Annotated in this window: 5 protein-coding genes; 1 reads left to right on the plus strand and 4 read right to left on the minus strand. The window is 51.0% G+C overall.

Features of this window, described 5'->3' with window-relative positions; all coding sequences use genetic code 11:
- Window positions 1–29: 29 nt before the first annotated feature.
- The 4 genes from CVV44_21060 to CVV44_21075 form a co-directional block, all read right to left on the minus strand.
- On the minus strand, window positions 30–1,235 hold the full coding sequence (locus CVV44_21060) for a hypothetical protein (GenBank protein PKL35305.1): 1,206 nt from the start codon (window positions 1,233–1,235) through the stop codon (window positions 30–32).
- Between the two features lie 16 nt (window positions 1,236–1,251).
- Window positions 1,252–2,340, minus strand: coding sequence for a hypothetical protein (locus CVV44_21065; GenBank protein ID PKL35306.1), 1,089 nt, complete (start codon window positions 2,338–2,340; stop codon window positions 1,252–1,254).
- 244 nt (window positions 2,341–2,584) lie between these two features.
- Window positions 2,585–3,775, minus strand: coding sequence for a hypothetical protein (locus CVV44_21070; protein PKL35307.1), 1,191 nt, complete (start codon window positions 3,773–3,775; stop codon window positions 2,585–2,587).
- A gap of 43 nt (window positions 3,776–3,818) precedes the next feature.
- A complete protein-coding gene (locus tag CVV44_21075; protein ID PKL35308.1) occupies window positions 3,819–5,024 on the minus strand; it encodes a hypothetical protein in 1,206 nt (401 codons plus the stop codon).
- A 696-nt stretch (window positions 5,025–5,720) separates the two neighbouring features.
- Here CVV44_21075 and CVV44_21080 point away from each other — a divergent pair.
- Window positions 5,721–14,390 carry a hypothetical protein gene (locus CVV44_21080; GenBank protein ID PKL35309.1) on the plus strand — a complete coding sequence of 2,890 codons (8,670 nt, stop codon included), beginning with the start codon at window positions 5,721–5,723 and terminating at the stop codon, window positions 14,388–14,390.
- Window positions 14,391–14,394 lie beyond the last annotated feature (4 nt).

Genomic DNA, 14,394 nt, shown 5'->3' on the forward strand with positions numbered 1-14,394 from the left:
AAAAATATATGGAAAAAAAATTTTCTTTTCTACTGCGGTGGTTTCTCAGCGGGCCGAAAGTTCGCGGATATGCGGTTAAATGTATCTTCAAGACGGCCGTTTGTTGCCAGTACTTTCGGAACAGTAAGAATCATTTCAAAAATATTTCCATATCCGCCCAGGCCAAGAAAAAATGGAAAATACTCGATAGTGGGGGGGATTCCAAAAAGGCCATCGGTGTTGAATCCTCCACCGGAGAAATATTGAAGAGGTATCCTTCCCATATTGGTCAGGACCCCGGACATGCTGTACAGATTATTTTCATGACGGCGGGCTATAATTTTTTTTGTTTTCTCCGCCATGAGCTTTATCGGAATATGACGATACAGGTCGTCTCCCGGTGTCAGCATTCCCTCACGCCTTTCTCTCACCTGTTGTTCGACTTCAGCGGCGACTTGTTCGGGTGTCGTTTCCGGTCGGACTTCAATGTAGATGGCAAAGCTCAGGTTTCCCGTTGAGCGGAGACCCTTCTGGTGTTGCCGCATATCAACGGGAATAGAGAAACGGACAACACCCTCGCGGTGACGCCATGCTTCCTTCGCTGTGAGGACCGCTATCTGTCCCAGCGCATTGGGGTATGTTCCGGTGAGGCGTTTTCTTTTCCATGTCATCCCTTCTTCGCTCCCCTGTGCTGAACCGGTCGGCGCTATATGTTCGACCGGGTATGGCTTTCGGGTTTCTTTCTGGATTTCCCGTGCCAGTTCAGTATCGGTGAGTATAGAAGTTGATCCGATGGGTTCCTCGCCGCGGAGGACACGAAAAATATCTTCAGCCCAGGTCATGGTACCTCTGCCGTCCATAACTGCGTGATGAGTCCTGAAAGCGACACGCAGAGGATTCCCATGAATAAGGAGAATTTCGCAGCTGGGTCCTTCCCGATAAGGCAGTATTGTCTTTAAAAAAGGAGCATTATCGGGGCCCATTGCATCCCATGACGAGCCATCGGCTTCCCGAATCGTTGGAGTTTTGCCCGTATCGATCCACCTGCTTCTCCCTAATCGTCCCTTCAGAACTACCCTGCTTCCGGGATTTGCTTCCGATGCCGTTTTTACTGCCTGCTCCCATCTTTTTTTATCAAGCACTCCACTTCCTTCGAAAATAAGCTGATTGGCAACTGGTGGGCACATCTCGTCAAAAACGAGAAAAAATCTTTCATTGAAGGAAAGAGGCCGGGTGTATTTTACAGATTGTTTCATGGTAACTTCCCTATTTTTATAAACTGCCGGTAATGGCGTCCAGGATTGATTCGATTCTTCCATTTCCTGCATACACCCCGGGCATGGTAGCCAGAATCTCCAGAGTGTCGCCGTTTCCCGTTGTGGTGATGCTCACGGGAAGCGATTCCAGGCATACCGGGACGAAAAAAACGGTCCCGGTCGTAAATCCTCCTCCGTAAAAATTTTCAACGGGAAATCTACCAAGATTGGAGACGAAGGCCGAACAACGAAAATGGTTTTCCGCCTGTTTTCTTCTTGTTTCCTCCCTGAGGGCCGCGCGGAGCACCCAGAGGGGTAGATGACGGACAACCCGGTCTTCCCATGTGAGCTCGCCGTCAATTTTTTGTGCGAGGCGTTTTTGCAGATCTTCACTCACTGATTCCATCGTCGATTCCATTGATATATCAATGTAAAGAGCGTTGGTCAGGTTTCCCGTGGAGCGGGCCTCGGGCTTCCGGGGGCGGAGATCAACGGGTATTCCTATCCGGACCATCCCTTCCTCGTACCGCCATGCTTCGCGGGCAATGGTGAGCATGATGCGGGGCAGCAGCTTCGTGAATGGTCCCTGGGCCCGGGTTCTCTTCCATACAAGTCCCGGGGAATTTCCCGTCGCCCTGCCTGCCGGGGATATGTACCGGTGAGGAATGGTTTTGGCCAGCTTTTTACCGGAGAGATTGAGCAGATCATTTTCCGTCAGGGGGATCTGTGAGCCAAGGGGTTCCTCGCCCCGGAGCACCCGGAAGATATCCTCGGCCCAGAGCATGGTCCCCCTGCCGTCCATGACGGCGTGGTGTGTCCTGAAGGCAATCCGTGGCGGGGTGCCGTTGATGATGACCACTTCGCAGGTAGCGCCTTTTCTGAGATGGAAGACGCTTTTCAGGAATGGAGCATTTTCGCTGCCCATGCCATCCCATGCCGATCCGTCGATTTCGCGGATTGCCGGTGTAATGCGTGAATCGACCCACTTGCTCGTGCCGCCATAACCGTGAAACTTAAGGCGGCTTCCCGGGTTTGCTTCCGAAGCGATTTCCACGGCACGGGCCAGGTCCTGGCGGTTGATATCACCTGTGCCTTCCATGATCATCTGGTTGGCCAGGGGCGGGCATACTCGGCCTGCGGCTACCCATAATCGTGAAGCATTGGAACATGTACGAAATGACCTTTTTTTACCCACAGCTTTTAACCTTTCCTGATCATGAATGCATCAGGAAAGGTCTACAATCGAAGAGAAGAAAAATCAAGAAAAAAAACCGTCTGGAAGGGGCAATATTTGATATGAATCTGACCTATGCTGCAATTTGTTTGGCGGCGATATTTCTCTGGCGCAATCAGCCCGTGAATGAATCCAGTCCCCCGATGATGCCTTCCATGGCTTTTTCCAGCCTGCCATCGGTGGCAAGGGCCCGGGGCATGCTGACGACCAGTTCCACCGTGTCATTGTACCCGGCCAGTCCCATGAAAAAAGGCAGGTATTCCACCGCCGGCGGTATGCCGCAGAAGGCCGTGGCGTTGAACCCGCCGCCGGAGAAATAGCGCAGGTCGATGAGGCCCATGTTAGAAAGAATGGCAGTGTTGCGGTACAGACCCATATCATGCTTTATCTGTACTTCATTGCGGAGTGATCTTCTTACCATGGCAAGCGGAATGAATCGTACCACTTCATCGGCCCAGTACAGCATGCCGTCATTTTTGTTTGCTATCTGTTCCTCCATGTTTTTGACCAGGTCTTCATAGGTGGTGTTCTCCGTAACGTCAAAATAGATAAGGTTTGTCAGGTTGCCTGTCGAGCGCAGTTTTTCCTGCCGAAACCGCAGGTCCACGGGGATGGCAAAACGCACCGGTCCCGGAGAATGGCGCCATGCCTCGCGGGCAAGGAGGACGGCAACTTTTGGCAGCAGGTTTTTAATGGGTCCCTTTGTCTTATAACGGCGCCAGCAGATTCCCGTTACCCCCTGCGCCGCTTTGCCTGTGGGCGATATAAACTGGTGGCTGGGAGGGGTCCTTCCCTGCTTTTGATAGCTCCTGGCCAGTTCCTGCTCGGTAATGGCCGATGATGATCCCCGGGGCTTTTTATCGTTCAGGACCCGGAATATGTCTTCGATCCAGGTGAAGGTCCCCCTGCCGTCCATGATGGCATGATGTGTTCTGAAAAAGACACGCAGGGTTTCGCCGTGGAGCAGGAGTACCTCGCTGCTGCGGCCGTCTGTTGTGGAAAGCTGCTTTTGCAGAAAGGGAGCATTATTGAGGTCCACGCCGGACCAGGAGCTGCCATCGGCTTCTACTACCTCGGGAGTCAATCCGGAGTCTACCCAGCGGCATCGGTTTAAAAATCCCCGGAGGATGAGCCTGCTGCCGGGATTCGCTTCCGAGGCTTCACGCACGGCTGCTTTCCATTTCTCTATATTGAATGAGCCGGTCCCTTCGAAAAAAAATTGGTTTGCGAAGGGTGGATTCATTTCGCCGTTAATCAGGTATATTCTTTCCGTTGAACTCAGTTTTCGCGTATATTTTTTCTGCATATACACACCTTCCCGGTGAAATAATGAAGATACTGCTGAAACATTATTTTTTTCCTGACTCGTCCTGCTGCAGGCCTGTTATCAGCGTATCGAATATACTGTCCATACGATTTTGCCCGGCCAGTACCTTCGGCATAGTGATTATGATTTCCGTTGTGTCATTATTGTAGCTGCATGTTCCCATAACAAGGGGGAAATATTCCCCGCCGGGAGGTATGCCCCACATGGCCGATGCGGTGAATCCGCCGCCGCTGAAGCGGGACAGGTCCAGGGCGCCCATATTGGAAATCAGGCTGGATATGCTGTAAATGCCTTCCCGGTGTCTCTCGCGGCATATGCTTTTGGCCTTCCATGCCATGAGACTCACCGGTATCTGCCGGTATATATCATCGCCTTCCGAGAGGATGCCGTCGGGGAACGAGGATATCTGAGCTGTAATGTCATTTTTGATGGATTCCACCGTTGAATCCTTTTTGATTTCCACATATATGGCAAAGGTGAGATTGCCCGTGGAGGTCAGACCTTCTTCGTAGGCCCGCAGGTCTACGGGAATGCTTATACGCACTATGCCATCACGGTATTTCCACGCTTCCCGGGCCAGGAGCAGAGCCAGCCGGGCCGTGATATTGGGATATGTTCCCTGGATGGTTCTTCTCTGCCAGGTCACTCCGCTCGGCTCTCCATCGGCTGTTCCCGTTGGTGCAATATGTTCAAAGGGGAAGGCCTTTCGCGATTTTGGCTGTATTTTCATGGCCAGTTCAGCATCGGTGAGAACTGAATTGCTTCCGCGGCATTTTTTTCCATTCAGGGCCCTGAATATGTCAAAGATCCAGGTCATGGTTCCTCTTCCGTCCATGACGGAGTGGTGGGTGCGAAAAATAACCCTTTGAGGCGTTCCTTCCACTAGAAGAACTTCACAGGGTAAGCCCTGGCGGATCGGCAGAGCCGTTTGCAGGAAGGGCGCGTTTTCAGGATCGTGTCCAGACCACTGTGATCCGTCAACCTGCTTAACCGGCGGTGTTTTGCCCGAGTCCACCAGGCGGCTGAATCCGAGATGTCCCTTGAGCATAACGCGGCTGCCGGGATTTGCCTCCGATGCTTCACGGACCGCCCTTTCCCATGATTCGGGTTCGAAGGAACCTGCCCCCTCCATGATGAATTGGTTGGCTATGGGAGGATTTATTTTGTCAAAAACCAGAAAAAATCTTTCGTTGAAGGAAAGCTGACGTTTGTATGGTGTTTTTTTCATGTTTTTGGCCTTATTGCGTGGATTTTATATTTCTGTAATATATATAGATAAGCAAATTATTGTAAGAAATCAAGGAAAAAACCGTCTGGAAGGATTTATTTTTACAAGAAAATTAATCGCTTAATTAAATTTTATGGTGGAAAAATTCACCGGGGTGATTTATGAGATGTTTACTGCTGAAGTATTCAGAAGATGCTGCATGATTAAATCAGAATGTCTAAAAATTGACTTGATTCCGTCTGGACGGTGTTCTAAAATTGAATCCTGTTAATTTAATAGTAATAAAGAAGATGATATTTAAAATAATGAACAAAAAATTAAAAATATATAGTAAAATAAATAAAAAATGTTCTTTTTTGCCTTTTCTAAAACCCATATGGGAGGTTTTTTGTTGACATTATTTTAGAGATGTCGTTATAATAGATTTGTCGTTAAAGTTAAAAATACCGGCTGGACGGTTTGATAGTTTGAAAAAACTTATCCTTCTCCATCAGTGTTTTAACGGGCCTTTGAAATTAAAAAATATAAAGACTCACAATAATCAATCAGCCAGATTATAAAACAACTCACTGACAAAAAAAGACCTTACATGCAAAATCAATCACACCTGGCTGCCGTCTGAAAGTATCCTGAAAAACTCCATCAATGAAGTTTTTCAGCTAATTGTTAATTGTAATACTTGGGGGGTATTCCATAATGAATAAAAAGCTCGTCACCACGAACCAGAGTGATCTTGCCACACTTCCTGATGCGGTCACTTCAGGACCGGAACTCAATATTCTTCCTTATTTTCCCTTGACCCTTGTGGATATGATCTGCTCAACGGCCAGGATTGCCTCAAAAAGGGGCATTATCTATGTTGATACACAGGGAAATGAAGAGCTGCAGACATACCCTGAACTGCTGGAGCAGAGCGGTCGAATCATGGGTGCTATGCGATCTATGGGGCTGGCTAAGGGCGACAGCGTCATAATGCAGCTGGATAACGAGAGAAATTTCATCGAGGGATTCTGGGCCTGTATCCTGGGCGGATTTATTCCCGTGCCGCTGGCGCTTCCCGCGGGCCTCATGGGAATCGGTGCCGAAAAGGTGGCCAATGTATGCCGCATCATGGGCAACGCTCATCTGCTCACGGATCAGTCCACTGACCAGTACAGGGATTTCCAGGTTCTTTCGGTCATTGAAATAGCGGGCCTTGGTGACCATGCCGAGGATCGGGACTATCATCGGCCCGATCCTGATGATCTGGCCTACCTGCAGTTTTCCTCGGGATCAACGGGAGATCCCAAGGGCGTCATGCTTTCTCACCGGAATCTCGCCAGCAATATATACGCTATAATCCGGGCCTCGGCCAACGAGGAGGAGCAGAAACTTATCGATGATATGTTCAGCAATCCCCCCGTTGAAATGGAATACCCCGTTTCTACGTGCAGCTGGCTTCCCCTTTCCCACGACATGGGTCTTATCGGTTTTCACATCGCACCCCTTGCCGTGAGTATGATGCAGATAAAAATGGGGACCACAACTTTTGTGGTCAATCCCTCGCTTCATTTACAGCTTATTCACAAGCACCGCGTTACGCAGATGGCAAGCCCCAATTTCGGTCTTTCATGGATGGTGAATGTCGTCAAGGATGAACTCATCCAGGGCGTTGATCTTTCCTGTGTCGAAATTCTTTTCAACGGCGCCGAACCCATTTCCGGCAGCGCCGTCAGGGCCTTTGTCGATCGTTTTTCGAAATATGGATTCAATCCCCGGGCCATGTTTCCGGTTTACGGCATGGCTGAGGCAACGCTCATGATATCGGCGCCTCCCGTCAACTCTGAAAACGTTTTTCATCACCTGGATCGGCGGACCTTTGCGCTCCGACATATGGCCGTTGATGCCGAAGGCGATGCCGAGATGATAGAATTCGCCGACGAGGGATACCCCTGCGCGGGCATGGAGGTGCGGATCGTCGATGATGAAGGAAATGCCGTCAAGGAAACCGTTGCCGGGCATATCCAGATAAAGGGCCCCCATGTAACGGGAGGCTATTACATGAATGAGAAGGCAAACACGGAGCTCTTCACCGAGGGATGGCTGAAAACCGGCGATCTGGGTTTCATCAGGGAGGGAAGGATCACTGTAACGGGCCGCTTTAAAGATGTTATTTTTGTCAACGGGCAGAATTTTTACTCGGAAGATATCGAGGAAATGCTGCAGCAACTTCCCTTTGTGGGATTCAAAAACCTGGCCGTATGCGGCATCACCGATTGTGAAGATGGAAATGAGAAGATAATTCTTTTTATGAAGACCGGCAAAGACAGGGAAAAGCTCCAGGACCTGCTCATGCGGATAAATGAAAGCATCGGTAAAAGAATAATGACGGGCATTTCTTCCATCGTTCCCATGCAGGATATTCCCCGCACGACGAGCGGTAAAACCCAGCGGTACGTCATGAGGGAGATGTACATGCAGGGAAAATTCGAGGACAGGGAAGTGAAGGCATCGATTGAAATCATGCCGGAAAACGAACCGGCCGGAGCCCCGGAAGAAAAGAGGAAGGAGATGGACCTTGAAGGTTTTATTAACATGCTCCCGCCGGCGATTACCAAAGGAAAATCAGGTCCCCGTCACCAGAGCCTTCACCTTTTCATCAGAAATCTGCCCATGATTATCAGGGTGGCCAATATAATCGCACCTGACAAGGGCCCCATATTCGTTGATACCGAGGGGAACGAAGAGCTGCTTACCTATGCAGAGCTGCTTCACAACGCCCGCTGCGTTCTGGGTGGTCTGAGGAAGCAGGGGATGAAACCCGGCGACCAGGTCATAATGCAGATTGAAGGAACCCGGGATTTCCTGGCGGGCTTCTGGGGATGCATCCTCGGCGGGTTTCTGCCGGCCCCGCTCCCCGTTCCCGGAGGGTTTCCTATAAGTGAAGGTATGGAGCGTGTGGCAAAAGTAAGCGAGCTGCTCACCAGCTTCTGTATCATCACCGATCAGCCTCATGACACATATGCCTCCCTGGGTGAAGTAAAAATATATACTATCGGTGACTTGCTTAAAAATGTGCCTGATAAAAAGCATCACCGGCCGAAACAGAGTGACGCCGCTCTTCTGCAGTTTTCCTCGGGTTCAACGGGCGATCCCAAGGGTGTCATGCCCACGCACAAGAACATCATAAACGCCATTGAGGCGGGGACTGCCGGCGTATTCGGCGTGCCCGACAATGATTACCGGCCCATCATCGGGTTTATCCTGCATATCATAAGGCGGAAGTTCCATAAACAGAATGCGATAAAAAATAACATGAAGCCGGGCCTGCTCCGCCGTTTCGACAGATCCAGGGCCGGTATCCTGCTGCGGAGATGGAAGGCGAGCGAGTACCTCCTGGATACGCTGCTCATCCTTTCGGGCAAAAAAATATCCACGTCGCTGGACATAACCTTCGACGATATTTCCATGGCCAACTGGATGCCCTTTTCCCATGTCATGGGACTTATCGGCTTTCATATTGCTCCCATGCTCGGCGCCGTGTACGCCGTGACTCTGACTCCCAGGACTTTCATTGAAAAACCGGCCCTGTTTCTAAGGCTTATCGACCGGTACGGCGCGACTCATATCCCGTGCCCCAATTTTGCGGCGCAGTGGCTTACGGCCCAGGTTAAGGAAGAGGATATGGACAGGGTGGACCTCTCGTGCGTCAAGGCTCTCCTGAACGGATCGGAGCCCATCTCTTCCATGGTGACCAGGGACTTCCTCACCAGGTTCAGCAGATATGGTCTTGATCCCAGGACCATGTGGTGTGCCTACGGCATGTCCGAGGCCACGGTGGAAATCACCACATCACCGGTAATGCGTGAGCCCCTGTTCCATCGCGTCGACAAGGAAATGTTTTTTAAGCACAAGATCGCCGCTCCCACTATTTCACCCAATGACGGCATAGACCTGGCCGATGTGGGGAGTCCCATACAGGGCCTTGAAGTCCGCATTACGGATGAAAACGATCAGGTTGTACGCGAAAACATGGTGGGTCATATACAGGTGAAGGGAAACACCGTGGCATGGCGGGGATATTTCAATAATCCCGTGGCGAACGAAAATCTCTTCACGACCGACGGATGGCTGAAAACCGGCGATATGGGTTTCATGATCGGCGGGCGCATCGTGGTGGCCGGAAGGTTAAAAGATATTATTTTTGTGAATGGCCAGAACCTGTATTCCAATGACATCGAAGAGCATATCAAGAAGGTTCCCGGTATGGCATATATCGAGTTTGCCGTAACGGGACTTAGGCAGTATGAGTCCGACAGCGAAAAGATCGTTATGTTTGTAAGGTCCGGTGAATCAAGCGAGGCCATGGCCGTGCGGCTGGCAAGGATAAACAAGGCGCTTACCTCGGATATCGGTATTCATATAGATATCCTGGTCCCCGTGGAATCGATTCCCAGGACGCCCAGCGCCAAGATAAAGCGTTTTAAGCTGCGCGATAATTTCGAACAGGGAATGTACGGCGAACAGATCACTGCGGAAGATGCAGCCAAAATGCTTCCCGATTCCGGCGAGGCGGGCAGGGAAGAGGAGTTGACCGACACGGAAGAGCGACTCATGAGGATATGGCGGGAGGTTGTAGACCGGCAGGATATCCGCAAGACCGATAATTTTTTTGACATGGGAGGCAACTCTCTCAAGGCCACCAGGATAGGGTCGCGCGTAAAAGAGGAATTCGGCATAGACGTTCCGCTGAGGGTGGCCTTTGAGAACCAGACCGTGCAGTCCCTTTCCGCGGCCATTGACGCTCTCCTGGGAAAGGTAAAGCCCGGCGAAGAAAAATCGTCCCTGCCGAAACTCGTACCCGTTGAGAAGAAGGAATACTACGAGGTCTCCCACGCTCAGAAGAGACTCTGGTATCTTGACAAGATCATACCCGACAGCCCCTTCTATAATATTCCCGGCGCCGTGCTCGTGGAGAATGTGGAACTGGATGTTGCCGTCATTGCCAGGGCCATGCAGGCCGTGGCGGACCGTCATGAAACACTGCGCACCGTTTTTCATGAAGTTAACGGAGAGCCGGTCCAGGTCATTTCTGAATCAATCGCCATTGAAGTGCCGGTCATAGACCTTCAGGGAAAGGAGAACCAGGACGGTCTTATCGCGGAAATTCTGGAGAAGGAAAAGTTCAGGCCCTTTAATCTTGCAGCGGGCCCCCTTTTCAGGGTGAAAGTTGTGCGCTGCTCACCGCAGAAACACGCGCTGATCATAGTCATGCATCATATTATCTCTGATGGCTGGTCCATGGGGCTTCTGGTCCAGGAGGCCGTGGGCAATTATTTTGCCATGGCCGCCGGCGGAGCCGTTCCCCAGGGCAAACTCGCCATACAGTACAGGGATTATGCAGCCTGGCAGAACAGGGTACTGGCAGGCGATGCCTATGATGCTCAGAAAGAATACTGGCTGAAGGATCTTACGGGCGAGCTTCCCGTTCTGGAGCTCCCCTATGACCGTCAGCGGCCCGTCGTCCAGAGCCAGCGCGGTAAAACCTTCCGCACGGTCATGGATAAAAATCTGTCACGGCAGATCAGGGAATCGGCGCGCAGTCTCGATGTGACGCCCTTCATTCTGACCCAGGCAATATTTAAAATACTGCTTCATAAGCTTTCGCGGCAGGATGATATCATCATCGGCACTCCCATCGCCGGAAGAAACAGGTCCGAGATCGAGCCCCTCATCGGGTTTTTCGTCAACGTGCTTCCCATGCGGACCGTTATGACGGGAGATCCCGTGTTTAAGGCGCTTGTGGAAAGCGTGAAACAGACAGCCCTGGGAGCCTATGCCAACCAGGACTACCCCTTCGACAAGCTCGTGGAGGTCCTCAATCCCGCAAGGAACATGAGCCGTTCACCTATATTCGACGTGGTCTTCGAGTTCATCGAGGAGTCGGAGTACCTCTTCAATAACATGAACAGGAATGAAATACTACTGCGTGACATCACCGGCGATGATCCCAATGCGAAGTTTGATATTTTTCTCACTTTCATCGAGGGAAAGGAAGGCATAAATGTTAAGTTTGAATACAACGCCGACCTGTTCAACGATGAAACCATTGAACGCTTCATGAAATATTATGTGAATATTGCGTCGTCGGTTCTGGAGAATCCCGATCTGTATATTTCTCAAATCAGCATGCTTGATGCCGGCGAAGAGAACATGGTTCTCCATGAATTCAACGGCAGGGAGCGCGATTATCCGCGGAACAAATGCATCCACGAGATATTTCAGGATATGGCCCTGCGGTACGCCGATAAGGCTGCCCTGGTCATGGGCGGCGAGACCATGACCTATGGAGAACTGGACATTCTTTCCAACCGGATGGCGCGCCATCTCCGCGAACACGGCGTGGGCAAGGGAACCCATGTCATACTCATGGTTGAAAAATCAACGGCGATGCTGGCGGCGGTTCTGGGCATCCTCAAGGCCGGGGGCGTGTATGTGCCCGTGGATCCCGAGTATCCACTGGCCCGCCGTAATTATATGATAAGCGATGTGAAGGCTCCCGTGGCCATTGTTCAAGGGTCCCTGACGGGAAACCTGGGTGATTTCACCGGACACACGGTGATACTGGACAGCTTTATACATGAGTGCGGTCATATAAACGGTTCGGCGATCACGAACGTCAATGATCCCGATGATGACTGTAATATCATTTATACATCGGGCTCAACGGGACAACCCAAGGGAGTCATGGTCACGCACCGGGGAGTGACGCGCCTGGTGATCAATACGGACTGGGCCGACATTACTGAAAATGACCGATTTGCCCAGCTTAGCACTATATCTTTTGACGCGGCCACAATGGAATTCTGGGCGCCGCTTCTCAACGGGTGCACGCTCTTTATCGCCCGGAAGGAACAGGTTCTGAGTATTGAAAGCCTGGCAGAATTCCTGACGGAAAACGGAATTTCCATATTGTTCCTGACCACGGTACTGTACAATCAGTTTGTTGATACGAAGCCTGAGGCACTCAGGATATTTAAAAAAATACTGGTGGGAGGTGAGGCCCTCTCGGTCTCCCATGTTAGAAAAGGACTGGCATATATCGAGCCGGGAGTTTTTACCAACGTTTACGGGCCCACGGAGAATACTACCTTTTCAACCTGGTATTCCGTAAAGAGCGTGCCCGATGACGCCGTGAGCATCCCGATCGGCTATCCAATAGCGAACTCCACCCTCTACATTCTCGACCAGTATATGAAGCCCGTTCCCGTGGGTGTGCCGGGAGAGATTTATGTGGGCGGCGACGGACTTGCCAGGGGCTACCTCAATGACAATGAAAAAACAGCCATGACCTTTATCAAGAACCCCGTAAAGGGAATAGCCGACAAGATCCTGTATAAAACGGGAGACCTTGGGAAATGGCTTCCCGACGGCAGCGTTGACTTCCTTGGCAGGATTGACCACCAGGTTAAGATCAGGGGACACCGCATCGAGCTCGGCGAAATCGAATGCGCCGTTCGTGCCATGGACGGGGTCAGTGACGCCGTGGTCGTGGTGAAAGGCACGGGAGACCAGAACAAGATACTTGCCGCCTACTATGTATCAGAGAGTGAGATGCCGGCCGACACCATCCGCGCGATCCTCAGGAAAGACCTGCCCGATTACATGATACCAAATGTATTCATGCGACTTGGGTCGCTTCCTCTGAACAGGAACGGGAAGGTTGACAGAAAGGCCCTGCCTGAGCCCGATAACTCCAGGCCCGATATGGCAACGGAGTATATGGCGCCCCAGGGTGATGTGGAAACGGCCATCACCGCTATATGGCAGGATGTGCTGAAGATTGATAAAATAGGACGTTCCGATAATTTCTTCGACCTTGGCGGTGATTCCATAATAAGCCTCCAGGTGGTGAACAGGCTGAACCAGCGTGGCTTCAGCCTGCAGCCCCGGGATTTGCTTCTTCATCAGACGATCGCCGAACTGGCACAAATAGTCGACATGAAGAAATCCGTGGAAGCGGAGCAGGGCATAGTCACGGGACGCGCTCCTCTTACTCCCGTGCAGAAATGGTTCTTTTCACAGTCGCTCTGCAATGTGAATCACTTTAACCAGGCACTTCTGTTTAAAACATCTCTCAGGCTCGATGATGAACTCATGCGCCGCTGTATGGAGGAAATTCTTAAACATCACGACGCTCTTCGCATGCGCTTCGCGGACGCTGGACAGGAGAACAGTGCCGGGGAAGGGGAACTGCTTTTTGTATCGTGCCGCGTGGAAAGCCAGGAAGAGCTGGAAAGAGAAATCATGCGGCTCCAGTCATCCTTCGATATCTCCAGCGGTCCTCTTTTCGGCATGGGGCATTTTATCATGAAGGATACGGAATATCTCATGCTGACCGCCCATCACCTGGTGGTGGATGGCGTGTCCTGGAGAATACTTATGGAAGATATTCTCAGTTCATACATGAGTCTCATGAAGGGGGAGGATATTTCTCTTCCGCGTAAAACCACATCCTTCAAGGAGTGGGCGGTGAAGCTCCATGAATATTCAGCTTCTGAAAAGGTGAAGAAAGAAATTTCCTACTGGAATGAACTGACTGCCGGCGACAACGGGATAGTCGAAAGGGACCACGATCTGGGCGAAAATACCATGGCGGTCCAGGACGTGGTAGGCATATCATTCACTCCCGAATTCACGAACAGCCTGCTCCGCGAGGTTCACAGGACCTATAACACCGATGTGAATGACCTTATGCTCGCGGCCCTCATGAAATCCATGCAGGAATGGACGGGCAGTGACATGGTATACATCGACCTGGAGGGCCATGGACGCGAGGATGTAATCGACGATGTCGATATAACCCGGACCGTTGGCTGGTTTACGACGATTTTTCCCGTGGTGATGAGAATGCCCGTCGAATCGGAGCTTTCGAGCCAGATTAAATATGTGAAGGAAAAACTGCATTCCATACCAGTCAAGGGGTTCAATTACGGACTTCTCCGCTTTAACGGTGAACTGGCGGAAACATTCCAGCCCGATGTAAGTTTCAATTATCTGGGCCAGGTCCAGAACAGTGAAATGGGAGAAGTTTTCTCCCTGGTGACCACGGAGGTTGCCGGTGTCGTGGACGGGAAGAACAGCAGGGCCCATCTGCTGGACATCATCGGTATTGTGGTTGACGGCGCCATGCAGCTCGAGTTTTGCTACAGCACCAATCATTTCAGGCGCGGGACGATTGAAACCCTGGCCGCCTTTTATAAAAGGGACCTGGAAGATGTTGTTAAACACTGCATGAACATGGAAAATTATGACATAACGCCATCGGACTTTGATCTTATCGATCTGAAACAGGAAGAGCTGGATAGCATCATCGATTTTGACTAAGGAG

Source organism: Spirochaetae bacterium HGW-Spirochaetae-1 (genome assembly GCA_002839375.1).
Classification (GTDB): Bacteria; Spirochaetota; UBA4802; order UBA4802; family UBA5550; genus PGXY01.